Below are 24,374 nucleotides of genomic sequence, written 5' to 3' on the forward strand. Positions count from 1 at the left end.
GATGCCGCAAGCGGGGAGCGAGGGCAACGCATTAAAACTGCCCAAAAGGTCAGGTTCGACCAAAGGCTGACAGCAGATCTTCTTCAAATGCCTTCTGCGCATCCCCCGGCACCTGCGCCCGATGGCGGGCCAGATGGAACGCCACTTCAAAGCTCAACTCAGCTTCGCGCACCGGGCGCAGCAAGCCTTTGTCCTGCCATTGGCGGGCGTAATGGTTGGGCAGATAGCCGACGTGTTTGCCGGACAGAATGAAGGCGAGGGTACCCTCGACTTGCTCCGAGCGCGCCGAGCAGACCTTGCCCTGAAACGGCTCGTCACTGCGCAGGAACCGATACGGGTGATCGACCCGGTCACACGCCAGCAACGCTGAGTCATCGGGGGCATCGTCGGTAAACAGCGGATGGCCGGGCGCGCAATACAGATGCTGGGTTTCGCTGAACAGTTCGCGGTAATCAAAGGCGCTCTGCACCTGGGAGAAGTAACCGATGGCAAGGTCCAGCCGTTGTTGCAGCAACAGGCGCTCCATTTCACCGGGCATGGCGCTGATCAGCTCGATGCGCACCGATTCGTCCCGTTCGCGAAAGCGCCGGATCGCCTCGGCCACCCGTTGCAGCACCGATTGATCGACCGCTTCCGAGAGGCCCAGGCGAACTTCACCGATCAGGCGTCCGGCGACGCCGTTGGATTGATGGCGGAAGGTTTCGATCGAATCGAACAGGCTGCGCGCAGCAATCAGCAGTTGTTCGCCTTTGGGAGTGAGGCTGAAACCACCCTTGCCACGGTTGCACACTCGATAGCCGAGACGGGTTTCAAGCTTGGCCATTTGCTGGCTGATGCTCGACTGGCTCAGTCCCAGTTCGCCTTGGGCGGCACTGAACCCGTTGGACTCGACCACCCCGAGAAACAGGCGCAGGAGCTGCAAATCGACATCGTGGAGCTGACCGAGCATCACATTACTCCGGCATAAAGTCAGGTTAACAAACTTGATATTTTTCCAATGTATCCGACGGCGCATCCTGCAACCACTTCCTCTGGTCAGGTGTTCGTCATGGCTCCCTTGTTCAAGCTGTGTTTACCCGCGCTGTTGCTCTCTGTCTCCATCGCCGCCCAGGCCGAGGACAAGACGCTCAACCTTTACAGCTGGGCCGATTACGTGGCGCCGGAAACCCTGCAGCGCTTCGAAAAGGAAACCGGCATTCATGTGCGCTACGACACCTTCGATACCTCCGAGGTGCTGGAGACCAAGTTGCTTACCGGCGGCAGCGGCTACGACGTGGTGGTGCCGTCGTCCAGCGTGCTGGCCCGCGGGTTGGCCGCCGGCGCGTTGAAGGAAATTCCTCACGACGGGCTCAAGGGCTACGCCAATCTCGATCCGGACCTGCTGGAAAAACTGGCGGCCGTCGATCCCGGCAATCGCTACGGTGTGCCGTACACCTGGGGCACGCTCGGTCTGGGCATGAATGTCGAGGCAGTCAAGCAGCGCCTGCCGGACGTGCCGCTCAACAGCCTCGATCTGCTGTTCAAGCCCGAATACGCCAGCAAGCTCAAGGACTGCGGGATCGCGATTCTCGATTCGCCGCAGGAAGTGATCGGTCTGGCGCTGCACTACCTCGGCAAGGATCCCTACAGCACCGACAAGACCGATCTGGCCGCCGCCGAAGCCTTGTTGCAGAAATTGCAGCCCTATGTGCTGTACGTCGCCACCGGCCGGCAGATCAACGATCTGGCCAACGGCAGCGTGTGCCTGGCGCTGACCTACAACGGTGACGCGAGCATGGCTGCCGATCAGGCGCACAAGGCCAACAAGCCGTTCGAGGTGGCCTACCGGATCCCGAAAGAAGGCACGCTGGTGTGGCAGGACAACCTGGCCATCCCCAAGGACGCGCCGCACCCGGAGGCCGCGCGGGCCTTCATCGAATTCATGTTGCGCCCTGAATCCGTGGCGGCGCTGACCAACACACTGTTCTTCGCTACCGCCAACCAGGCTGCGACGCCGCTGGTGGACGAAGCGGTGCGCAACGACCCGGACATTTACCCGAAACCCGAGGTGCGCGAGCGCTTGTACGCCGACCGCAGCATGAGCCTCAAGGACATGCGTCAGCGCACGCGCTTGTGGACCACCTTCCGTAGCCATCAATAACGCTGGATAAAAACCAAAGGAGCACATCGATGGACGTGCCAATGCAGAACGATCAGGCCCTGACCCGTGACAGCCTCTACGGCACCGCTGCCGAAAGCACCTACGCCGGGATCACCAGTTTCATGCGCCGCCGCTACAGCCGAGATTTGCGCGGTGTCGACGTGGCCGTCAGCGGCGTGCCGTTCGACACCGCCACCAGCAACCGTCCGGGCGCACGTTTCGGGCCGCGCGGGATTCGAGCGGCGTCCACCGGGATTGCCTGGGAGCGTCACTGGCCCTGGGCGTTCGACCCGTTCGATCATCTGGCGGTGATCGATTACGGCGATTGCGACTTCGATTACGGCTCGCCGCACACGATTCCAGAGAGCATCGAAGCCCACGCCGAGCACATTCTGAGTTCCGGCAGCGCCATGCTGACGTTTGGCGGCGACCACTTCATCAGCTACCCGCTGCTCAAGGCTCATGCACGCAAGCACGGCACACTGTCGCTGATCCACTTCGACGCCCACAGCGACACTTGGCCGGACGAGGGCGGCAAACGGGTCGACCACGGCACCATGTTCTGGCACGCGGCGCGGGAAGGGCTGGTGGATCCGGCGCGTTCGGTGCAGATCGGTTTGCGCACCACCAACGACGATCATCAGGGCTTTCAGGTGCTGGACGCGCGGCAGGTGCATCGTCGTGGCTGCGAGGCGATTGTCGAGGCCATTCGTGCGCGGGTCGGGGACAACCCGGTGTACCTGACGTTCGACATCGACTGTCTCGATCCGGCTTTCGCACCGGGCACTGGCACGCCGGTCTGCGGCGGGTTGAGTACGGTGCAGGTGCTGGAGATTCTCGGCGGATTGCGCGGGATCAATCTGGTGGGCATGGACGTGGTGGAAGTGGCCCCGGCCTATGACCATGCAGACGTCACGTCGCTGGCGGCGGCGACCCTGGCGATGGAGATGCTGTGTCTGTACGCGGCCCGGCACAAAGTCGACGTTTGAGACTTCATCGGGAGCTTTCGGTCGTCGAAGGCTCCTGACAAATTCTGACACCAGGCTCTGCTAAGCTCCGGCAAATTTCTGCCCGGAGCTTCACACTGTGTCGCGCACCACTCGTCTACTGACCTTGCTGCAAGTGCTGCGCGGCAAGAAACGCCCGGTCACCGCGGCGACGCTGGCGTCCGAGCTGGAAATCTCCGAACGCACCCTCTATCGCGACATCGCCGAACTGACCGCGCTCGGCGCGCCGATTCATGGTGAGGCGGGCATTGGTTATGTGTTGCGCAGCGGGCTTTTTCTGCCGCCCTTGATGCTCAACGCCGACGAGACCGAAGCCATCGTGCTGGGCCTGCGCTATGTCGATCAGCGTGGCGACGAGGTCCTGAGCAAGGCCGCAGCCGACGCCTTGGCGAAAATCGCGGCGGTGCTGGATCCACAGGCCCAGGAGGCAATGCGCAATCCGACGGTCATGCCCGGGCCGCCCGGTTACGGCTTTCCGCAGAACGCGGTGCCATTGAACGTTTTCCGTCAGGCGATCCGCGATCAGGCCAAGCTGCACATCGATTATGCCGATGCACAACAAGTGCCGAGCCAGCGGTTGATCTGGCCCTTGGCGCTGGGGTTTCTCAACGAGGTGCGGATCATTGTCGCGTGGTGCGAATTGCGCAGCGCGTATCGCACGTTCAGAACCGACCGGATTTCCGCTGCCAGTCTGCAGGGCGAGCGTTATCCGGGACGTCGCAGTGACCTGCTGCGCACCTGGCAGCAGCAAATGCAACTGGACGAAAGCGGGCGTTTCACTCCTGACAAAAACTGACGCAGGGCTGTTCTAGGATGGCGGCAGAACCCGAAAACAAGGAGCTGCAACCATGTTCCATCCCACCTCGATACTCGCCCCGGCCATCGTTGAGTACATCAACGCCGCCAACGCTCGCGATACGTCCCGGGTCGGCAGTTTTTTTGCCGAGGATGCCCACGTGTTCGATGAAGGCAATCATCAGGTCGGCCCGCAAGCCATCGCCGACTGGATGCAAGACACCGCCCGACGCTATCAGCCGCGGGTCGAGGTGCTGGGCGTCCAGCAGCGCACCGGCAAAGTGCTGGTGCAAGGGCTGATCTCCGGGACGTTCCCCGGCAGCCCGCTGGAGCTGCGCTACACCTTTCGCCTCAACGAGCAGGGCAAAATCGCACGGCTGGATATTTCCGTGTAGCCATCGTGGCATACTGCCGCGCATGACTTTCGACTCTCCCCTAAGCGCCTGGCAACATGCCGTCGAGCACAAGGGCTTCATCCAGGATGAAGCCCAGGAGCACGCGGTCTGGGCGTTGCAAAAATGCCATGAAGCCCTGCACGCCGGTGTCCGTTCGGTCACCGGCGTTTACCTGTGGGGCCCGGTCGGGCGCGGCAAGACCTGGCTGATGGACCAGTTCCATCAAAGCCTGCGGGTGCCGGCCCGACGTCAGCACTTTCATCACTTCATGGGCTGGGTGCACCAGCGTTCCTTTCAGTTGACCGGGATCGCCGATCCATTGCGGGCATTGGCCCGGGAACTGGCGGCCGAAGTGCGGGTGCTGTGTTTCGACGAGTTGTTCGTCAATGACATCGGTGATGCAATCATCCTCGGCCGGTTGTTTCAGGTGATGTTCGATGAAGGCGTGGTGGTGGTCTGCACCTCCAACCTGCCGCCAGATCAGTTGTATGCCGACGGCTTCAACCGCGACCGCTTTCTGCCGGCGATCACGGCGATCAAGCAGCATATGCAGGTGGTCGCGGTGAACGGCGCCGAGGATCATCGTTTGCATCCGGGTGCCCTCGAGCAACGCTACTGGGTGGTTGTGCCGGAGCAGGATAGCGCGCTGGCCGGGGTGTTCGACGCGTTGGCGGCCGGGCAGAGCGTCAGCGCCGAACCGGTGCCGGTCGGTTATCGCGCCTTGAATGTGGTGAAGGCCAGCGAGTCGGTGTTGTGGTGCCGTTACGCGGATCTGTGCGAGCAACCGTTCGCGGCCATGGACTTCATCGCGCTGTGCGACACCTACCGGGCTATTCTGTTGAGCGAGGTGCCGAACCTGAGCGCGCAAAAGCGTGAAGGGCGGATCGCCCGTGGTACCGAGGACGGCGCCGAGCGTGTCGTTGCCGGGGATCGCGAGTTGCCGCAACTGTCGGTGCACGATGACGGCGTACGGCGCTTCATCGCGCTGGTCGACGAGTGCTACGACCGCAAGGTGCCGCTGTACATCGAGGCCGATGTGCCGATGGACGCGCTGTACACCGAGGGTTATCTGGAATTCCCGTTCCGCCGGACCCTCAGCCGCTTGCAGGAGATGCAGCTGCAACGCTTCGCCGAGACCTGAAACATGGAGGCGCGACATGACTCAGCCACTTTCCCATCACTTGCTGACCATGGCCTATCAGAACGCCTGGGCCAACCATCGACTGGCCAAGGCCTGGCTGCAACTCGACGATGCGCAACTGGCGGCGCCCAGGGTGAGTTTCTTCCCGAGCATTCGCCTGACCCTCAATCACATCCTCACCTGCGACTGGTTCTACGTCGATGCGCTGGAGCGCGAGTTGCGTGGTGATGAGCCGCATCCCGATTGCTACGTGTTCTTCAATGCAGACGAACCCTTCACCGAGGCGCAGGCCTTGCGCCGCGAACAGGCCCATGTCGATCGCCGCTTGATCGCCTATTGCGAACAACTGCGCGATGCCGATCTGGGACGCATCGTCACCATCGCCCGCGACACGCCGCAGCATGACAGCCGTTTGCGGATGATCTCGCATCTGTTCGAACATCAGATCCACCATCGTGGGCAGGTCCACGCCATGCTCAGCGGCACGCCGGTGAAGCCGCCGCAACTGGATGAGTTCTTCTGCGTTGGCGAGTCCGGCTTGCGGGCCGAGGATTTCGCTGAACTGGGCTGGACGGAAGAACTGATCTGGGGCCACTGAAACGGCCGGGTTGTGGCTGGGGGCTGCCTCGCGCTAAGGTCGGTCAGCCTTTCAGTGCGTATTAAACGTGCCGGGGCCCCGTGCGATCGAGGAAGGAAATGGATTCCGCAGAAATTCTTGTGCTTCAAGCCAGCTATACCAATCCGGTGCATGCCGAGGCCATTGGTGTGGTGCTCAATCATTACGCCGAAGACCCGATGGGTGGCGGCCATCCGATTGCCCCTGAACTGTTGCAGCAACTGCCCGCAGAACTGGCCAAGCGACCTCACGCGTTCAGCGTTCTGGCCTTTGTCGGCGGCGAACCGGCAGGGCTGGTGAACTGCTTTGAAGGGTTTTCGACCTTTGCCTGTAAACCGTTGGTCAACGTCCACGATGTTTCGGTGGTGACGAAGTTCCGAGGCCTGGGGCTGAGCCAGAAAATGCTGCGCAAGGTCGAGGACATCGCCCTTCAGCGCGGTTGCTGCAAGATCACCCTGGAAGTACTCGAGGGCAACGTCGTCGCCCAGGGTTCCTACGCCAAATTCGGTTTTGCGCCGGGCATGTTCGACCCGAATCACGGGCGCATGCTGTTCTGGATCAAGGAACTGCAGGCATAAAAAAGGGCGCCCGAAAGGGCGCCCAACTGTCATCTGCGAAGCCAGAGCGGAGCCATCGCAGGTCCATCGGTAAACCTGTCTACATCAAGGACGGTAATGTTCGGTGACCTGCGCGGTCTGGTCGTCCGGGACGCGAAGCTCGTTGGCTTTCGTGTCTGTCTGTTGGCTTTGTTCGGTGTGGACCGGGAAGTTTTCCCAGTGATATCGCATCCGCTCGGCACCGCCCTCGGCGAAAGCGCTGGCGGATGCAATGGCGAGTAGACCGGCAAGGATTGCAGTCGTGGTTTTCATGGTGCCTCCTACGAAAAAAGTCGGAGCCGTTCATCCATGAATCAGAACCTCGAGGCGCAGTGTCCGCCGAGGGCATTAACCAAGGGTTAACGCGCGTTTTGTGCAGGGTTTACCGAATGTTTCCAGGCGGGACGAAGGCTGCACGCGCCGCTTACGCGTGCAGATCGCAGGGAAGGGCGTCAGAGTTTCCAGTCTAGGCTCAGCGTCACCGTGCGTGGATCGCCCCAGAACACGCCGTTGTAGAAGCCGACGTTGTCGTAATACTTCTTGTCGAACAGGTTGTCGACGTTCAGCGATGCCGACAGATGTTTGTCGAACTCATAGCGTGACATCAGCTTGACCACGGAGTAAGCGCCCTGACTGATCCGTGTCCGTTCGGTGATGACCCGGCCATTCGCACCGCGTCCGACCGGGCGGTTGGAGTTGCCATAGACGTCACTCTGCCAGTTCACCGCGCCGCCCACGGTCAGGGCGCTCCAGGCGCCCGGCAAGCGGTAAGCGGTGGAGAGGCGGAGCATGTTCAATGGCTGGTTGGTATTGGTGCGGTTTTTCTCGCCGTTGAGCGCGTGGGTGTAAGTGTACCCGGCGGTCATGTTCCAGCCGTCATGGATTTCGCCCGAGACTTCGGCTTCGAAACCGTTGACCTTGTTGCCTTTGCCGCCGCTCTTGTAGAACTCCTCACCGGTAACCGGATCAGGTGGTACTGAATCGTCGAGCTCGGCGACGTTGTCCTGCTTGCTCCAGAACACCGCCGTGGCCAGGTTCAGGCGCTCGTCGAGCAGGCTGCCCTTGAGGCCTATTTCATAGTTACTGCCGACCACCGGCTCAAGGAATTTGCGATTGCCATCGCGGTTATCTTGAGGATTGAAGATGTCGGTGTAGCTTGCATACACGGTGTACTCAGGCGTCAAGTCGTAGAGTAGTCCCGCGTACGGCGTCCACATGTCGTTGTGTTGCTGGCGGCTGGCATCGACCGCGCTCACCTGCCGATTGTCGTCATATGTATTGTCGGCTTTCGACGCCTTCCAACTGCCGTAACGGCTGCCGAGTACGGCATGCAAGTCGTCGGTGAAGCTCAGGCGAGTGGCGAGGTATCCGGCTTTCTGGCGGGTGCTGGAAGTGGAGCCGGTCAAGCCTGTGACTGTGTCGGGGAATTTGGCGATATCGCCCATGTATTTCCAGTCGCGAATCCGTCCGTAACCCGGTGGCACCGGGCCGTCAATCGTATACGGGGAGCGCTCGCTGCGCTCGGCTTCGCCATAACCGAACATCATTTCGTGTTCGCGACCGAACAGCGCGTAGGGCCCCGACAGGTTGAAGTCGTAAGTCTTCATCTTTTGCGTGCCGATCATATGTGACATGTAGGCCGCCATGCCGCTGCGGTCGTCCGCGGGAAAACCGGTTCCGCCGTAGTAGACCTTGCCGTCGGTATCGCTCTGGCGATGGGTGTACGCCGCTTTCAAGTGCCAGCCACCTGCCAGCGCCTGATCGAGGGTGGCGAAGGCCGTCTTGTCCTTGATAGGCCACGAGCTCCACGACGTCGCCATGTTGGTCGAGCGGCCCAGACCGGCCTTGCCACCGTCGGCGTTCCAGTACGGCACGGTGCCCCAGGAACTGCCTTGCACTTGCTTGTCCTGATAGTCATAGCCGACCGCGAGCACGGTCGATTCCGTCAGGTCGCCTTCGAGGATGCCGTAACCGACTTCCCGTTGCAGCGCGTAATGGTCGCGAAACGACTGGCTGTCGCGATACGCCAGCACACTGCGTCCGCGCAAACGGCCGTCGAAGGCAAGCGGACCACCCACGTCCACGTAGCTGTAGTAATCGTCATAACTGCCGCCGCTGACCCCGGCCAGTGCCTGCAATTGCGCAGTGGGGCGCTTGCGTACCATGTTGATGGTGGCCGAAGGATCACCTGCGCCGGTGGTCAGGCCAGTGGCGCCGCGTACCACTTCGATCCGGTCGTAGATGATCGTGTCGGAATCGGACTTCATCCGGCTGAAGGTGTTGAGCATCCCGTCGATCTGGAAGTTGTTGATCGAGTAGCCGCGAGACGAATAGTTGACCCGGTCCGAGTCGTAATGCTGGACCACAACACCTGTGGTCTGGCTCATGGCTTCGGACAATGTGCCGAGCTTGAAGTCATCCATTTGCTGGCGGGTCACCACGGACACCGATTGCGGGGTTTCCTTGATCGACAGGTTCAACCGAGTCGCCGTGCTCATGGCGCCGGTGGTGTAAGACGCGGTGTCTTCAGTCGTACTGCCCAAGCTTTGGGCGGTTACGTTGGTGGAGGCCAGTTCGAGGGCCGGAGCGACGGCCTCAGGCTGTTTTTCGGCGTCGGTTTCAGCCAGCAGATCCGGGCTCAATGCAGCACTGCACAAGCCCAGGGTGAGGGTCATGGAACGGGTGATGGGCGCGAACATCGCAGCCGACTCCTTGTCTTCGAGAGAAAATTTCCTTTGGTTCAAAGACGAAGAGGGGGAGTGCGATTTAGTATCAAGCGAGAAGTATTGTCATTTCCAGGTGTTGCGACGGCATGAAAAAAGGGCCGTTTCCGGCCCTTTCTGGTTATTGCTTGACGACTTCCTTCGGCGCTTCTTCGGGCTTTTTCGGCTTCATCAGGCTGAAGTCGATCAAGGCTCGCTGTTCACGTTCGTAAGGGTTGCCGATCAACAGTGGACGCTGTTTGAAGCTGTCGCTGACCACGCTTTTGCTGCGGTCCAGTTCATCGAAGCTCAAACCCGCCAGGTCTGCCCAGGTGTGGATCAGGTGCGCGCTGCTGTAAGGCCGGCTCAGATCCCCGGCGAAACTCCAGTCGTGGTTTTCACGCCACTTCGGCGACGCCCAGGCCATGAACGGAATGGTGTACATCGGCGCGGTCGGTTTGTTTTCGTTACGACCCAGGGTGGTGTGACCCGCCGAGTCGAACACGTCTTCACCATGGTCGGAGAGGTACAGCAGGAAGCCGTTCGGATCGGACTTGGCGTAGTCCTTGATCAGGCTCGAGACCACGAAGTCGTTGTACAGCACCGCGTTGTCGTAGCTGTTGTAGGTCGGCACCTGATCGTCACGCACGCCGGCCGGGACGCCAGTGCGGTCCTGGAACTTGTCGAAGCTCGGCGGATAACGGTACTGGTAGCTCATGTGCGTACCGAGCAGATGCACGACGATCAACTTGCGCGGTGCCGGATCGGTCAGGGCCTTGTTGAACGGCTCGATCACGTCGCCGTCATACTGCGCGGCGTTCTGGTTGCGGTTGTTGTTCAGGTACACCTGCTCGTCAGCCTGTTCGGAAAAGGTCGTGAGCATTGTGTTGCGCTTGGTCATGGTCTGCTGGTTGGTGATCCAGAACGTCTTGTAGCCGGCCTGTTTCATCATGCTGACCAGCGACGGCGTGGACAGGTACAGATCCGGGTTCTCTTCGTCGGCGAAGGTCAACACCTGCTGCAGGGCTTCGATGGTGTACGGGCGCGGGGTGACGACGTTATCGAAGACCGAGAGTTGGTCCTTGAGCTTGTCCAGTTCCGGCGTGGTCTTGCGCTGATAGCCATAGAGGCTCATGCGCTGGCGGTTGGTGGACTCGCCGATCACCAGCACCAGGGTCGCAGGCTGGTTGGCGCCGGCATCCTTTAGGTTATGCAGCGGCGGGATCTTGCTCGCGCTGTGAAGCATGCCCTGCATCTCGCCCAGGGTTTCCAGGTAGCGGTGGTAGGCCACGGCCATCTGCCATGGCACGGCCGGTTCGATGCGGGTTTCAAATTTCTCGAAACCGCCGGCGAAGCTGCCGGTGCGCTGGGTCTGCTTGATCAGTGGGTAACCGACCACCGCGAACAGGATCGCCATGGCTGCCACGAAGGCCCGGCCACGGGGCATGTAGACCGGACGCAGGCGGGTCCACAGGAAATAGGCGAACGCGGTGTGAGCGAGGAACGCAGGAATCATCCACCAGGCGAAGTACTGGGTGATGTACTCGCCGGCTTCAGACACGTTCGACTCGAACATGATGAAGATGACGCTCTGGGAGAATTCCTGCTGATAGATAAAGAAGTAGCCCAGGCTGGCCATCGAGCAGGCCCACAACACCACGCCGATCACGGCGGCAAGCAGACGGGTGCGCTTGGGGAACAGCAGCATCGGCGCCAGCCAGACGGCGCTCATCACGAACGCTTGACGGAATCCGGTGAAGCCAGAGGTGCCGGTCAGCTGGATCAGCAGTTGAGTGATACCGGAGAAGTACCAGAAGAATACAAACAGCCAGATGAAACCGGCCCAGTCAAAACCTGCCGCAGCAGTCTTGCTGCGTTTAAACCATGCCATTCAGCACTCCAACTCAGTCACCATTGCCACCGCCGGGACGTTTCATGAACTCGGGAGCATGAAACCGACGAACGGAAGCCGCGCGCGGACGCGCACGGCAGAATGGGCCGGAGTATCAACAAGCGAATGTGAAAACTTCGTTAGTTGCCGCAAATGGCAGAGGGCGGATCATGTCGGGAACGGCAGGGCAGCGGTTCCCGATCAGGCGGGCGCTCAGGCGTGGGGTGAGCGCTGGATGCGTGGCTCAACGCCTTGGGTCATCAGACGCAGTTGCGCCAGCTCTTGTTTAAGCTGGTCGCGTTCGTCTTTCAATTGACGCAGTTCATCGCGGCGGATCGTGACGTACAGGGTTTGTGGCGGCATTGCTGTATGTACTGTGCCCATTGCTCACCTCGCAAATGGCGTGTCTCAACTGCAGATCGCTCCCGATAACGGGCGCTGAATCTGCTATCGGCGCCGATTCTGGTTTCTTTTGCTCGTGAATGGAACTTTTTTATTTTTCATGGTCGTTGTGTCTTCGCCACGTTTCCCGACGTTATCAGTCTGGATCGGGCACAATGCCCGGAAACTTCACACCGACGCTCAGGACTAACCTCCATGAGAGCGTTGGGCTATAACCTTTGACACACTTTTATTTGTAGTAAGGAGCATCAGCACATGCAACTCGGGATTATTGGACTGGGCCGCATGGGCGGCAATATTGCACGGCGTCTGATGCTCAACGGTCACACCACCGTTGTTTACGACCGCAATACCGCCTTTGTCGACACCCTGGCCGCCGAGGGCTCTACCGGCGTAGCCGATCTGCCTGCGCTGGTCGCAGGCCTAGCCAAGCCGCGTGCCGTGTGGGTCATGCTGCCGGCTGGCGCGCCGACCGAAGACACCATCGAAACCTTGAGCACGCTGCTCGAGGCGGGCGACACCATCATCGATGGCGGCAACACCAACTATAAGGACGACATCCGCCGGGCCAAGACCCTGGCCGAGAAGGGCCTGCACTACATCGACGTCGGCACCTCCGGCGGCGTCTGGGGTCTGGAGCGCGGCTATTGCATGATGATCGGCGGTGATGCCGAGACCGTTAAGCGTCTGGACCCGTTGTTCGCCGCACTGGCGCCGGGCATGGGCGACATCCCGCGCACCAAGGATCGCAAGTCCGATGATCACCGTGCCGAGCACGGCTACATCCACGCCGGTCCCGCCGGTGCCGGTCACTTCGTGAAGATGATTCACAACGGTATCGAGTACGGCATGATGGCGGCCTTCGCCGAAGGCTTCGACATCCTCAAGACCAAGTCCAGCGAGCTTCTGCCGGAAGATCAGCGTTTCGACCTGAACGTGGCCGACATCGCCGAAGTCTGGCGTCGTGGCAGCGTGGTGTCGTCGTGGCTGCTCGACCTGACCGCCGATGCCCTGGCGGTCGACCCGAAACTCGACGGTTTCTCCGGCTCCGTGGCCGACAGCGGCGAAGGTCAGTGGACCATCGAAGCGGCAATGGAACAAAAGGTGCCGGTACCGGTGCTGTCCAACTCGCTGTTCTCGCGCTACCGCTCCCGCGGTCAGGGCACGTTCGGTGACAAGATCCTTTCGGCCCAGCGCTTCGGCTTCGGCGGCCACGTAGAGACTGCGAAGAAATGACCCATACGATCCGCAGAAAATCCAAGGCAGAACCCGCACCACCGACCACGCTGTTTTTGTTCGGTGCCCACGGCGACCTGGTCAAGCGCTTGCTGATGCCGGCGCTGTACAACCTCAGTCGCGACGGCTTGCTTGACGAAAATCTGCGGATCGTTGGCGTTGACCACAACGCCATCACGGATGAAGCCTTCGCCCAAAAGCTCGAAGACTTCATCCGTACCGAAGTGGCCGCGAAGGTCGGCAAGGGCGATCAGATGCTTGATCCGGCCTTGTGGGCCAAGCTCGCCAAAGGTATCAGCTACGTCCAGGGCGACTTCCTGGACGACAGCACTTATTCTGCGCTGGCGGCGAAAATCGCCGACAGCGGCACCGGCAATGCGGTGTTTTACCTGGCCACCGCGCCGCGTTTCTTCAGCGAAGTGGTGCGTCGCCTCGGCGCTGCGAAACTGCTGGAAGAAACCCCGGAAGCCTTCAGAAGGGTAGTGATCGAAAAACCGTTCGGCTCCGACCTGCAGACCGCCGAGGCGTTGAACGCCTGCCTGCTCAAGGTCATGTCGGAAAAGCAGATCTACCGGATCGATCACTATCTGGGCAAGGAAACCGTACAGAACATTCTGGTCAGCCGGTTCTCCAACAGCCTTTTCGAAGCGTTCTGGAACAACCACTACATCGACCACGTCCAGATCACCGCCGCCGAAACCGTCGGCGTCGAGACCCGTGGCAGTTTCTACGAACACACCGGCGCCCTGCGGGACATGGTGCCCAATCACCTGTTCCAGTTGCTGGCCATGGTGGCGATGGAGCCGCCGGCCGCGTTCGGCGCCGATGCGGTGCGGGGCGAGAAGGCCAAGGTGGTCGGCGCGATCCGTCCATGGACCACCGAAGAGGCGCGGGCCAACTCGGTGCGCGGTCAGTACAGTGCCGGCGAAATCGATGGCAAGCCGCTGGCAGGCTATCGCGAAGAAGCCAACGTATCGCCCGACAGCACCACCGAAACCTACGTGGCGCTCAAAGTGATGATCGACAACTGGCGCTGGGTCGGCGTGCCGTTCTACCTGCGTACCGGCAAGCGCATGAGCGTGCGCGACACCGAAATCGTCATCTGCTTCAAACCGGCGCCGTATGCGCAGTTCCGCGACACCGAGGTCGACGAACTGCAGCCGACCTACCTGCGTATCCAGATCCAGCCCAACGAAGGCATGTGGTTCGACCTGCTGGCCAAGCGGCCGGGGCCGGCGCTGAACATGGCCAACATCGAACTGGGGTTTGCCTACAAGGACTTCTTTGAAATGCAGCCGTCCACCGGCTACGAAACCCTGATCTACGACTGCCTGACCGGTGACCAGACGCTGTTCCAGCGTGCCGACAACATCGAGAACGGCTGGCGTGCGGTGCAGCCGTTCCTCGATGCCTGGCAACAGGACGCGAGCGTTCAGCCTTATGCTGCCGGCGAAGACGGGCCTCAGGCCGCCGATGATCTGCTGACTCGCGATGGTCGCGTCTGGCATGGTCTCGGATGAGAGAGCCAATCCGCTTTCTGTTGAGCGACATGGACGGCACGCTGTTGCTGCCCGATCACAGCCTGAGCCAGCGCACCATCGATGCTGTTCGTGCGCTGCGTGAAGCCGGCGTGTTGTTCAGCCTCGCCACCGGGCGTCCGCCCAAAGCCATGCTTCAGCAGATCGAGGCCCTGGGCGTCGATCTGCCGACGGCGGCATTCAACGGCGGCACGATCGTCAACTCGGACGGCAGCATTCTGGTCGCTCACTACCTGCCAGCCACTGCGGCACTCACGGCGCTGGCGTTGTTTGCCGATCAGCCGGAGGTCGAGATCTGGGTGTTCAGCGGCGGCGACTGGCTGCTCAAGGATCCGCATGGGCCTATGGTTCCTCGCGAACAGCATGGTCTGGGTTATCCGCCGGTAGTGGTCGACAGTTTCGAGCCTTTTCTGGAACGCATCGACAAGATCGTCGCGACCAGCAACAACACCGACCTGTTGATCGAGCTGGAGGCACGTTTGCTGCCGAAGGTCGAGGGCATGGCGCAGGTCTCGCGTTCGCAGCCGGTGTATCTGGACGTGACGGCGCGGGAGGCCAACAAGGGCACCGCACTGGCCACTCTGGCCGAGCATCTCGGCGTGCCGCTGGCGCAGACCGCAGCGATTGGCGACGGCGGCAACGACCCGGCGATGTTTCATGTTGCTGGCCTGTCGATCGCCATGGGCCAGGCAGAAGACGCCGTGAAGCGTCAGGCGGACGTGGTGACCGGGCCGAACACCGAGGATGGTGTGGCGCAGGCCATAGGCAAGTACATTTTGCCGCGTTGATCGATGCATAAAAAAACGGGAGCCCAAAGGCTCCCGTTGTTGTTTCTACAGCCAGTAACTCACGGCATACCAGCCGAGCAGTCCCATCACGACAGTGTAGGGCAATGCCATCCATACCATCCGCCCGTAGGACAACCGCACCAGCGGTGCAATCGCCGACGTCAGCAGAAACAGAAACGCAGCCTGACCATTGGGCGTCGCCACACTCGGCAGATTGGTGCCCGTGTTGATGGCGATGGCCAGCGTCTCGAAGTGTTCACGGCTCATGTGGCCGGACAGGAATGCCTGTTTCACTTCGGTGATGTAGATCGTCGCCACGAACACGTTGTCACTGATCGCCGACAACAGACCGTTGGCAATGAACAGCATCCCCGGTTGCTGCTCGGCAGGCAGTGCCAGTACCCACTGGATCAACGGCGCGAACAGTTGTTGATCATGGATCACCGCCACCACGGCAAAAAACACCACCAGCAGCGCAGTGAACGGCATGGCGTCCTTGAAGGCGCTGCCCAGACGATGCTCGTCGGTGATGCCGGTAAATGCGGTGATCAGGATAATGACCATCAGACCGATCAGGCCCACTTCGGCGACATGGAACGCGAGCCCGGCAATCAGGATCAACGCGGCCGCGCCTTGTACCAGCAGCGCGGCGCGCTGGTGAGGCGTGCGTTCGGCATCATCTTCACGGGCGTAATCGGCCAGTACCGTGCGGACATTGTCCGGCAGCAAGGTGCCGTAGCCGAACCAACGCAGCTTTTCCAGCAGCATGCAGGTCAACAGACCGGCCACCAGCACCGGCAGGGACACCGGTGCAACCTTGAGGAAAAACTCGGCGAAGTGCCAGCCCATCTCGTGACCGATCAGCAGGTTCTGCGGTTCGCCGACCAGTGTGCAGACACCGCCCAGCGCCGTGCCGACCGCGCCGTGCATCAGCAGGCTGCGCAGGAAGGCTCGGAACTGTTCCAGATCCTCGTGATGCAGCTTGGGCAGGTGTTGGTCGTCGCTGAATTCGCTGTCCTGACGCGGATCGTTGCCGGAGGCGACACGGTGATAGACCGAATAGAAGCCGACGGCAGCGCTGATGATCACGGCAGTCACGGTCAGTGCGTCGAGAAAGGCCGAAAGAAACGCCGACAAAAAGCAGAACATCAGCGCCAGAAGCATCTTCGAACGCACGCCGAGCAGCAGCCGCGAGAACAGGAACAACAGAAGGTCTTTCATGAAGTAGATGCCGGCGACCATGAACATCAACAGCAGAATCACCGGAAAATTGTGCTGCAACTCTTCGTACAGCGCCTGGGGCGTGGTCATCTTCAACAGCAGCGCTTCGATCAGCAGCAGACCGCCGGGCATCAGCGGATAGCATTTGAGCGCCATGGCCAGGGTGAAAATAAACTCGATTACCAACAGCCAGCCGGCAGCAACAGGACCTGCCGACCACAGCACCACGGCGTTGAGAATCAGGAACCCGACGATGCACGCCTTGTACCAGCGGGGCGAATGCCCGAGAAAATTGTGCGCGAACGCCTGGGCCAACGAACCGGACATCGGTTGCTCCTTGTTTTAAGAAGCGCGCAAGTTGCCGTAAGCGTTGAGCAAGATCAAGTGCAGGAAGTTTCTGTTCATGGGTTCAGATAGCGCGCAACCACGGCGCGGTAGTTGCCATCCAGTGAATAGCCGCCGACCAGAATTCCACCTTCTGGCTGCACTGCCAGCGATGTGGCGGTGTCGAGGCTGCGGCCCAGTCGCGTACGCAACCAGCCATGGCCGGCGCCGAAACCTTGGTCGAGACGACCGTCAGCTAGATAACGCGCAACAATGAAATCGGCCTCGACCCCGCCAATCGTCGCGCCAACAGCGATCAGTCGCCCGTCCGGCATGCGTTGCGCGGCACTCCACTGACAGCCGCTGGGGCCGATGTCCAACAGGTTGGGTTGACCATTGTTACAGTGCAGGTTGGGGCGACCGTTAATGTGGACGGTCAGTGCCATGCACCGAATCGGGTCCCGACTACTGCCAAAACAATGCAGACGGTCCGTGGATTCGATGACTTGGTTAGCCAGCGCGCTGTGGCCCTGAGCCTTGAACGCGAGGAAGCCGTCCAGCGCAAAGCGTTCATCGAGCTGCCCGTCCGGCAGGTAACGTGCAAGCAGGCCTTCCTGAGGGAAGTCGATCGCGCCGGCCACGACAATTCGCCCGTCTTCTTGCAGCAATAAGCCGCCAAGCCATGTGTTGAGCAACAAGTGCCGGACCATCACAAAGCCTCGACCGTTGAAGGTTTGGTCGAGATTGCCGGCGGGCGTGACTCGGATCAGCATGCCGACATGGTCGGCCAGTGAGCAGTGGTGGTTGGCAATCAACAGAATATGTCCGTCATTCTGGACGGCGAAATCGCAGGCTTCTGCCCCCGGGACGCCGGGTGGCAGCCAGGTGTCGCGAGTGCCCATGGACAGATCGCCGGGCAAACGCACTATTTTCCGGCCGTTGTCGCCGAACTCCGGGACCGGTCGGCCCTGCGCATCGAACAGGGCGAGGGCGGGCAACGTGCGATGTACGGACTCGTAATGCAGGCCTGCCAGCAGGATCCGACCATCAGGCAAGACCTGGATCTTGCTGCCCGTGGCTTCGAAACCAGAGGCGAACTGGCCGATCACGCTGCCCTGAAAGCCGAAGCCAAGATCCGCGGAGCCATCATCCAGCAGACGGGCCAGGCCGAAACGGCTGCCTTGAGGCGTGCCGACCTTGGCGGCGATCAGGATACGACCTTGCGGGTCAAGTGCGACATGCTGGGTCAGGCTGGACGTGCTGCCGGAAAAATACACCTGAGTCACGCCGTTATTGGCAAATCTCTTGTCGAGTTGTCCGGCGTTATTCGCCAGCGCCGGGAGCGCAATAGCGGACTGGATTGACATGCCTGCTCCTCCTTGCAAGTTGACCAACAGCCGGGAGCCGGGTCGGAAACTGCATGGCGAAACATTCAATCCCTGTAGACGCACAAGTACAACTGACAGAACTAACAGGTGGAGCGTCGTTCTGTGCCAGAACAATGACTTTTTGAACCAGTCGCAAGCCTGCCAAGCATTCAGGCGCGAAAGTGTGGAGGAAAGTTGTACAAAGTGGCTGAAGTTAAAAAGGATTCAGCAACTTCAAAGAAGAGGGCGGATGACTTGAAAGTCATCCGCATGGCCCTCGGATCAGTGTGGCATCGACCAGGACTGCAGTGCATAGCCCTCATCGCTCAGTTCTGCGCGAGCCTGTTGCAACAGGAACTCAAGCTGAGCCGGATCGGAATAGGCGCTGCTTGGAATACGGGTGCGACCGATCTGCGAATTGGTGCGGTCGATAACGGTCAGGCTCAGTTCGCCATTGCCGTCTTGTGGGGCCCAGGCCACGCATTGGAAAGGTTTAAACGCGTGGTTGGCAATCAAAAGAGCTTCGTTGATACGGAGCGGGGCGGTCATGGGTTCTTCTCTCTGTAGTGCCCAATCAAGTGATGTGCCGTCGGTTGGGCTTACCGTGCGGCGAGTTACTTGTACTGATGCACGCAACCCGCTGACAGGTCACACAGGATTTGAAGAAATTTCGACTTTCTTTCATACAATCTCTGTTATGGCGTTTTTTGAAAGCTGGATGAAAGAATCGAGTCGATAGCTAACTAATAAAACAGGTTCTTATAACTACTTCACTTGTGCGCCTATAAGCAATCGATACAAGGCGCCGTCAAATTCTTGCTAATGTTACAGCCAGGTCTGCCAAATGACTGTTTTTACAATCATTTCCTATAATTTGGCGCCAAGGAACAGTCATGATCGAAGCGTCCGCGTTACGACGTTTGTTGGTAGTCGACCCCTGCGACGACTGTCACCGATTATTGCCCGGTTTGCGTGCGGCAGGCTGGGATGTCGACAGTTGCAGCCTCGAAAATGCTGCCGACCGAAGTTGTGATGTCGGCTTGTTGCGTTTGCAACCTTTTCATCTGGAGCGTCCCGAGTCGGTCAAAGAACTGATCAGTCGCAGTGGCGCGGAATGGATCGCGGTTCTTAATCAGGAAGTGCTGCGCCTGCAGAACGTTGGCGACTTCGTTTGTGAATGGTTTTTCGACTTTCATACTTTGCCGTTCGACGTGTCGCGGGTCCAGGTCACCCTCGGCCGGGCGTTCGGCATGGCGCGCCTGCGTGGCCAGGGCAATGTCCATGTGGACCAGCCGGAACACGAGCTGCTGGGTGACAGCAAACCGATCCGCGAATTGCGCAAGCTGTTGAGCAAACTTGCGCCCACCGAGTCGCCAGTATTGATTCGCGGCGAAAGCGGCACCGGCAAGGAACTTGTCGCTCGTACCCTGCATCGACAATCGCAGCGCCATAGCAAACCGTTCGTGGCCATCAACTGCGGGGCGATTCCCGAACATTTGATCCAGTCCGAGCTGTTCGGCCATGAAAAAGGTGCGTTCACCGGCGCCCATCAGCGCAAGGTCGGACGCATCGAGGCGGCCAACGGCGGCACCCTGTTTCTGGACGAAATCGGTGATCTGCCGCTGGAACTGCAGGCCAATCTGCTGCGCTTCCTCCAGGAAAAACACATCGAACGCGTCGGCGGCAGCCAGCCGATCCCGGTGGATGTCCGGGTGTTGGCGGCCACCCACGTTGACCTTGAAGCCGCGATCGAGAAAAAGCGCTTCCGTGAGGATTTGTACTACCGGCTGAATGTGCTGCAGGTCGTTACTGCACCGTTGCGAGAGCGTCATGGCGATCTGTCAATGCTGGCCAACCATTTTTCCCATTTCTACAGTCACGAAACCGGTCGTCGCCCTCGCAGTTTCAGTGAGGACGCGCTGATCGCCATGGGCAAGCACGACTGGCCGGGCAATGTCCGTGAGCTGGCCAACCGCGTGCGTCGCGGACTGGTGCTGGCCGAGGGGCGGCAGATCGAGGCGCGTGATCTGGGGCTGATCAGTCAGCAGTCGCTGGCCACCCCGATGGGCACCCTCGAAGACTACAAGACCCGCGCTGAACGCCAGGCGTTATGCGATGTGCTTAACCGACACAGCGACAATCTAAGTGTGGCCGCTAAAGTGCTGGGCGTCTCTCGGCCGACGTTCTATCGCTTGCTGCACAAACACCAGATCCGCTAGGGCGCGGTGCTTCTTCCGGCAAGAAGCTGAAAAGGCCCGCTGCGATGCAAGTCGCAGCGGGCCTTTTCATTGTGTGGCGGGTTAGAAGTAGTACGGGAATTTCAGGCTGAAGGAAAAGTCCGGGGCATCGTCGGTCATGCCGATGGACAGGTTGGGTACGATGGTCAGGTTGTCGGTGGCCGCGATGGTCATGCCGACGTTGAAATAACCGGCGTTGGCATCGCTGGATACCACCGATTCCCAGGACCCGCCGTCCTGTTTCAGCTTGCTCTGGCGCTGTACAAGGTCGGAAACCGAGAACGACATACTCATTTTTTCGTTGAGTGCGAAGGCTATGCCTGCACCGATCTGGAAGCTGTCGCCGATCCGGACCTTGCCCGGTGTTTTCTGGTTGACCGTGGAACTGATGTCGTCAAATGACTCCTCCAGGTTATGGGTGTAGGACAGGCTACCGAAGAGCACGGCAGGGTCATATGTCTTGACCAGCGAGATGCCTGGTGTAATCGACCAGACGCCGTTGCCGGTGGGCAGGGTGTCAGGCACGAAGAGGTTGCTGTTGGCGTCTGTCTTGCGCAGTTTGATACCGAAAGGGTCCTTGCCCGTAGGGGCTTTGATGCGCAAGGACACCACTGCATCCGGCGAATTGACCGATTCGTCCAGGAACTTGTAGGCGATGCCGAAGTTGACGTCGCCAAGGGTTGGGTCGCGACTGACGTCCTGTTCGGTGGTGACGTTGGAGGCACCACCGTTGCCGCCGCCGGACTGATAAGTCGACTCTCGGTACACCACCGGCACGTTCAGGTCGAATTGCCAGCGGTTGTCGAAGTTATAGCGACCCGTCAGGTCGAGGGTCCAGGTGTCGGCCTTGATCCGGTCGAGGTTGATATTGCCCAGGAAGATCGAATCCAGTGCCAGGAAACCGTTGAGAATCAACTGGCGCGTGTCATAACGCGAATAGGTAATACCGGTTTCAAAGCTGAACTTGCCACCGCCGAAGAAGCCGCTGGCCTCGTCGTACAGGTTGGACACACTCTGTGCCGGTTGCGAGTCATCGGCCAGTGACTGCCCGTAAGAAGCCCCACTGCCACCGGCTGCGCCCCCCGACGCTGCTGCGGCCCCGGTACCGGTGGCCACTTTGGGATTGCCTTTCATGTCCGCTGGCGACTTGGCCAGACGCTTGGGTGGTGGTGAAGCCGGTTGATCTTCTACCTGGCGGACCCGTTGTTCGAGTACCGCCAGGGCTTTCTGTTGCACTTCGTATCGTTGCTTAAGCTCCAGAAGCTCCCGTTTCAAGGTTTCCACATCCGCATCGGGTGCTGCTTGCAGCATCGCCGCGGGGAGAAGAGTACTCAGACAAACAGCGGCACGCAGTGATACTGATCGATACATGAATAAGCCGTCCCTTTTTAAGGCTAATGATCGAGACTCAGCGTAGTTCAATATCCGATGTTGCGTAGTGCTCTAAGTTGACTCAGATTGCAATCGAGCGCTCCGGCGCTCATGCCGTTATTGTTAAGGACAACGTTAAGCGTTGTCAGGTTGTTGACGACGTTCGAATTACCCAGCAAACGCGTATTTTGCAGCAGCCCGCCTTGGGCCACTTGTTGCAGGGCGGTGCCCTGGTTGCCTGCGGCCTGGATGGCCATTTGCACGCCACCACCGGTGGCGGAAACCGCGACGCTACCGGCCGCATTGCTGCCGGAGATTGTTTGTCCGGCCATCAAGGCTTGCCCCTGGGCCGGTACCAGTGCCGGTGCCTGGTTGGCCTCGGAAACGTTGATCGCAACGTTGTTATAGGCCGAGTTGCCGTCACCGGCGGCGCGAACGCTTTGGGTCACGCCTTGGGAACTGTTGAGTCCCGCGCCACCAACGACTGTACCGGTACCCGTTTGCAGGGTGCTGCCGTTGCCGGTTTCCTTGATGGTTGAGACATAGAATTCGGGTTTTACGGTTGCCGCCTGCAATTGCATCGAGGACGTAGCCCCGATCAGATCTCCGCTGGCGTTGCGCCAGGTACTGCTCATGACAATACCGAAGCTGATAATCCGGCCCGGCATGATGTAACGACCGCGAAGCTGAGCCAGCTCCTGATCCTGGATTTCGATGGGTTTGAATCCTGCATTGGCATAGCCTGATGCGCTCGCTGCCAGGCAGGCGGCGGCCAGCCAGTATGAGGTTTTCATCTGCTGCTCCCGGGACATCCAGCCCCACTCTTTATAATCGGCGATTAAAAGAAGTCGCTCTGTATGAACCCGAAGTCCATCAATTCAGCATCTTTGACGGGATTGAAAGTATCCAGCTTGTTCTTGGCGGTCAGCGGTACCGGAGGACTGCGTAGTGCATTGGTCTTGTCGTATCCGGGGCCGACGATCGCAAAAACGATGCCGTTCCAACCTTTGACAAAGTCATCATGGTTGTAGCGTTTGTGCCCTAAGACCGGGTCTGCGATGTAGACCCAATCCTTGTCCGCCCGCTGCAACACCACGAAATGCTTGTAGCCGCGAATTTCCATCAGTACCACCACCGGGATAGTGACCGCGTCGAGTTTTTCCGGCGGGATCTTGTAGCCCCTGGCGCGCATTCCGATGCTTTCTATGTAGCGCTTCATGTCCAGCATGGAGAAGCCCTGTGTACGGACCAGCTCCTGGTCGGAATTGACCAGCATGCCTTTGATGATGTGCTCTTCATCGACGTCGAGCCAATAAGCCTGGCGCAGTACCGTTGCCAGAGCGGCGGCGCCGCAGCTGAAATCGGTTTTTTGTTCGACGATGTCGGAAAACTTGCGTTCTCGAATGCTTTGCACGTGCTTGTAGATGAGGGTGCCACCGGGCAGGGCAGCCACGGGCATCTGGGCGGCCTGGGTCAGGCCAGACAGGCAAAGCAGAGCGAGGAGGGTAGTCTTACGCATGATCGATACGCCTTTTCGGACTGAGGAAAAGCCCCGTTTCCGGGGCTTTCGTTTCGATCGCGATTACATGCAGGCTTTGCAACCTGCAGCGATGGACAGCGAGTTGCTTTGTTGGTTGCCAACACCGGCGGCGTTGTTGAAGCCACCGTTACCCGACCAGTTGTTGCCTACGTTGTTCATACTGGCAGTGTTGGTGACAGGGTTTTTCCAGCCGTCTGGGGTCAGCACTTGTTGAGTGGTCACGCCAGCCAGACCGAAGACACCCACGGCTTCAAACTTGGCTTTTTGATCTCTGTCGTCGCCATGGCCACGATTGTCGTTGCCGTAGCCGTGACCATGACCATGATCGTTGTCTTCGATGGTAGCGGTGCCTTTGGCGACGAACACACCTGCTGCGTTGAAAGTACCGGTGAGGGTATCTTTTTTGTAGGTTTGTGTGCCGTAGTTGGAGACACCCAGGCCAGTGGAGCTTTGGTTGGCAGCAGCGGCGGCATTAGCTACACGACCACCGGATACAGCGATTGCCAGGTTGTTTTTCTGTTGGTTGAAGTCGCCAGCAGCGTTGTTCACGCCGATGTTGCCCGAACCACCGTTGCCGACGTTGTTGAGGCTGGCGCTGGCAGTGCTGGAGTAGTTGGCGACACCATTGTTGGCGTTGATTTGAGTGGCGCTGGATGCGGAAACCGCTGCGCCGAAGATGAAGCTTTCGTCAGCAGTTGCCAAAGCAGCGGCGTTGTCTTGCTGGTTACCATCGCCTGCGGCGTTGTTCATGCCAATGTTGCCGTTGGCACCGTTGACAGCGTTGGTGGCGTTGGCATTGTTGTTGGTACCTTGGTTCAGCACCCCGTTGCCTTCGCTGGTTTGCTGGTCGATGACCGCAGCGCCTGCACCGGCGGTGATTTGCAGCAGTTCTTCCAGAGTTGGGCCTTTTGGACCGTGACCGTGACCATGACCGTGATCATCACGACCGCCTGCCTGTGCTGCGATTGCCATCACTGCTGCAAGTGCGAAAACCAGTGGTTTGAGAGCCATTGTAGGTTTCATGGTGTTTCTCCGTCGTGCTTATTAGTTGGTTAAGTGTTGGTACT

At 59.8% G+C, this 24,374-nt stretch carries 23 protein-coding genes; 11 read left to right on the top strand and 12 right to left on the bottom strand.

Features of this window, described 5'->3' with window-relative positions; genetic code table 11:
• Nucleotides 1-49 precede the first annotated feature (49 nt).
• A complete protein-coding gene (locus tag CAF87_RS04380; RefSeq protein WP_085731101.1) occupies nucleotides 50-949 on the bottom strand; it encodes a LysR family transcriptional regulator in 900 nt (299 codons plus the stop codon).
• Nucleotides 950-1,048: 99 nt separating this feature from the next.
• On the opposite strand from CAF87_RS04380, the gene CAF87_RS04385 reads away from it, so the two are divergent.
• The 7 genes from CAF87_RS04385 (at nucleotide 1,049) to CAF87_RS04415 (ending at nucleotide 6,672) form a co-directional block, all read left to right on the top strand.
• Complete coding sequence (locus CAF87_RS04385) at nucleotides 1,049-2,140, top strand: polyamine ABC transporter substrate-binding protein (RefSeq protein ID WP_085731100.1); 1,092 nt, start codon at nucleotides 1,049-1,051, stop codon at nucleotides 2,138-2,140.
• 29 nt (nucleotides 2,141-2,169) lie between these two features.
• Nucleotides 2,170-3,129 carry an agmatinase gene (gene speB, locus CAF87_RS04390; RefSeq protein WP_085731099.1) on the top strand — a complete coding sequence of 320 codons (960 nt, stop codon included), beginning with the start codon at nucleotides 2,170-2,172 and terminating at the stop codon, nucleotides 3,127-3,129.
• A gap of 97 nt (nucleotides 3,130-3,226) precedes the next feature.
• Complete coding sequence (locus CAF87_RS04395; RefSeq protein WP_085731098.1) at nucleotides 3,227-3,943, top strand: YafY family protein; 717 nt, start codon at nucleotides 3,227-3,229, stop codon at nucleotides 3,941-3,943.
• A 52-nt stretch (nucleotides 3,944-3,995) separates the two neighbouring features.
• Nucleotides 3,996-4,337: a nuclear transport factor 2 family protein gene (locus CAF87_RS04400; protein WP_085731097.1), complete on the top strand. Its 342-nt coding sequence runs from the start codon at nucleotides 3,996-3,998 to the stop codon at nucleotides 4,335-4,337.
• 22 nt (nucleotides 4,338-4,359) lie between these two features.
• Nucleotides 4,360-5,478, top strand: coding sequence for a cell division protein ZapE (zapE, locus tag CAF87_RS04405; protein WP_085731096.1), 1,119 nt, complete (start codon nucleotides 4,360-4,362; stop codon nucleotides 5,476-5,478).
• 16 nt (nucleotides 5,479-5,494) lie between these two features.
• Nucleotides 5,495-6,076, top strand: coding sequence for a DinB family protein (locus CAF87_RS04410; RefSeq protein ID WP_085731095.1), 582 nt, complete (start codon nucleotides 5,495-5,497; stop codon nucleotides 6,074-6,076).
• A gap of 98 nt (nucleotides 6,077-6,174) precedes the next feature.
• Nucleotides 6,175-6,672 (top strand): GNAT family N-acetyltransferase, encoded by a 498-nt coding sequence (locus tag CAF87_RS04415; protein ID WP_085731094.1) that lies wholly within the window; start codon nucleotides 6,175-6,177, stop codon nucleotides 6,670-6,672.
• 84 nt (nucleotides 6,673-6,756) lie between these two features.
• Here the strand turns inward: CAF87_RS04415 and CAF87_RS04420 are convergent, their stop codons facing one another.
• From CAF87_RS04420 to CAF87_RS29215, 4 genes are all read right to left on the bottom strand, one after another.
• On the bottom strand, nucleotides 6,757-6,963 hold the full coding sequence (locus tag CAF87_RS04420; RefSeq protein ID WP_085731093.1) for a hypothetical protein: 207 nt from the start codon (nucleotides 6,961-6,963) through the stop codon (nucleotides 6,757-6,759).
• A 179-nt stretch (nucleotides 6,964-7,142) separates the two neighbouring features.
• Complete coding sequence (locus CAF87_RS04425; RefSeq protein WP_085731092.1) at nucleotides 7,143-9,389, bottom strand: TonB-dependent siderophore receptor; 2,247 nt, start codon at nucleotides 9,387-9,389, stop codon at nucleotides 7,143-7,145.
• A 145-nt stretch (nucleotides 9,390-9,534) separates the two neighbouring features.
• Nucleotides 9,535-11,283: a phosphoethanolamine transferase CptA gene (locus CAF87_RS04430; protein ID WP_085731091.1), complete on the bottom strand. Its 1,749-nt coding sequence runs from the start codon at nucleotides 11,281-11,283 to the stop codon at nucleotides 9,535-9,537.
• Nucleotides 11,284-11,496: 213 nt separating this feature from the next.
• On the bottom strand, nucleotides 11,497-11,667 hold the full coding sequence (locus CAF87_RS29215) for a DUF6026 family protein (RefSeq protein ID WP_170929568.1): 171 nt from the start codon (nucleotides 11,665-11,667) through the stop codon (nucleotides 11,497-11,499).
• A gap of 273 nt (nucleotides 11,668-11,940) precedes the next feature.
• On the opposite strand from CAF87_RS29215, the gene gnd reads away from it, so the two are divergent.
• The 3 genes from gnd to CAF87_RS04445 are packed head-to-tail and all read left to right on the top strand — an operon-like array spanning nucleotide 11,941 to nucleotide 15,247.
• Nucleotides 11,941-12,921, top strand: coding sequence for a phosphogluconate dehydrogenase (NAD(+)-dependent, decarboxylating) (gnd, locus tag CAF87_RS04435; RefSeq protein ID WP_085708172.1), 981 nt, complete (start codon nucleotides 11,941-11,943; stop codon nucleotides 12,919-12,921).
• Nucleotides 12,918-14,441: a glucose-6-phosphate dehydrogenase gene (zwf, locus tag CAF87_RS04440; RefSeq protein WP_085731090.1), complete on the top strand. Its 1,524-nt coding sequence runs from the start codon at nucleotides 12,918-12,920 to the stop codon at nucleotides 14,439-14,441. The genes gnd and zwf overlap by 4 nt, the downstream gene beginning before the upstream one ends.
• Nucleotides 14,438-15,247 (top strand): Cof-type HAD-IIB family hydrolase, encoded by an 810-nt coding sequence (locus tag CAF87_RS04445; protein WP_085731089.1) that lies wholly within the window; start codon nucleotides 14,438-14,440, stop codon nucleotides 15,245-15,247. The genes zwf and CAF87_RS04445 overlap by 4 nt, the downstream gene beginning before the upstream one ends.
• A 45-nt stretch (nucleotides 15,248-15,292) precedes the next feature.
• Here the strand turns inward: CAF87_RS04445 and nhaB are convergent, their stop codons facing one another.
• From nhaB to CAF87_RS04460, 3 genes are all read right to left on the bottom strand, one after another.
• The gene (nhaB, locus tag CAF87_RS04450) at nucleotides 15,293-16,795 is read right to left on the bottom strand and encodes a sodium/proton antiporter NhaB (protein ID WP_085731088.1); all 1,503 of its coding nucleotides are present in this window, start codon (nucleotides 16,793-16,795) and stop codon (nucleotides 15,293-15,295) included.
• 74 nt (nucleotides 16,796-16,869) lie between these two features.
• The gene (locus CAF87_RS04455) at nucleotides 16,870-18,159 is read right to left on the bottom strand and encodes a hypothetical protein (protein WP_085731087.1); all 1,290 of its coding nucleotides are present in this window, start codon (nucleotides 18,157-18,159) and stop codon (nucleotides 16,870-16,872) included.
• 282 nt (nucleotides 18,160-18,441) lie between these two features.
• Nucleotides 18,442-18,708, bottom strand: a complete 267-nt coding sequence (locus CAF87_RS04460) for a hypothetical protein (protein ID WP_085731086.1) — start codon at nucleotides 18,706-18,708, stop codon at nucleotides 18,442-18,444.
• 344 nt (nucleotides 18,709-19,052) lie between these two features.
• Between CAF87_RS04460 and CAF87_RS04465 the strand changes: the two genes are divergently transcribed.
• On the top strand, nucleotides 19,053-20,378 hold the full coding sequence (locus CAF87_RS04465; protein WP_085731085.1) for a sigma-54 dependent transcriptional regulator: 1,326 nt from the start codon (nucleotides 19,053-19,055) through the stop codon (nucleotides 20,376-20,378).
• Between the two features lie 81 nt (nucleotides 20,379-20,459).
• On the opposite strand, the gene CAF87_RS04470 is transcribed toward CAF87_RS04465, so the two are convergent.
• From CAF87_RS04470 to CAF87_RS04485, 4 genes are all read right to left on the bottom strand, one after another.
• Nucleotides 20,460-21,767, bottom strand: a complete 1,308-nt coding sequence (locus CAF87_RS04470; protein WP_085731084.1) for a hypothetical protein — start codon at nucleotides 21,765-21,767, stop codon at nucleotides 20,460-20,462.
• A gap of 47 nt (nucleotides 21,768-21,814) precedes the next feature.
• The gene (locus CAF87_RS04475; protein WP_085731271.1) at nucleotides 21,815-22,561 is read right to left on the bottom strand and encodes a hypothetical protein; all 747 of its coding nucleotides are present in this window, start codon (nucleotides 22,559-22,561) and stop codon (nucleotides 21,815-21,817) included.
• 44 nt (nucleotides 22,562-22,605) lie between these two features.
• Nucleotides 22,606-23,286, bottom strand: coding sequence for a C39 family peptidase (locus CAF87_RS04480; RefSeq protein ID WP_085731083.1), 681 nt, complete (start codon nucleotides 23,284-23,286; stop codon nucleotides 22,606-22,608).
• A 63-nt stretch (nucleotides 23,287-23,349) separates the two neighbouring features.
• Nucleotides 23,350-24,330, bottom strand: a complete 981-nt coding sequence (locus CAF87_RS04485) for a heme utilization protein (RefSeq protein WP_085731082.1) — start codon at nucleotides 24,328-24,330, stop codon at nucleotides 23,350-23,352.
• Between the last annotated feature and the right edge of the window lie 44 nt (nucleotides 24,331-24,374).

Source organism: Pseudomonas sp. R38(2017) (assembly GCF_002112395.1).
In the GTDB taxonomy this organism is placed as follows: domain Bacteria; phylum Pseudomonadota; class Gammaproteobacteria; order Pseudomonadales; family Pseudomonadaceae; genus Aquipseudomonas.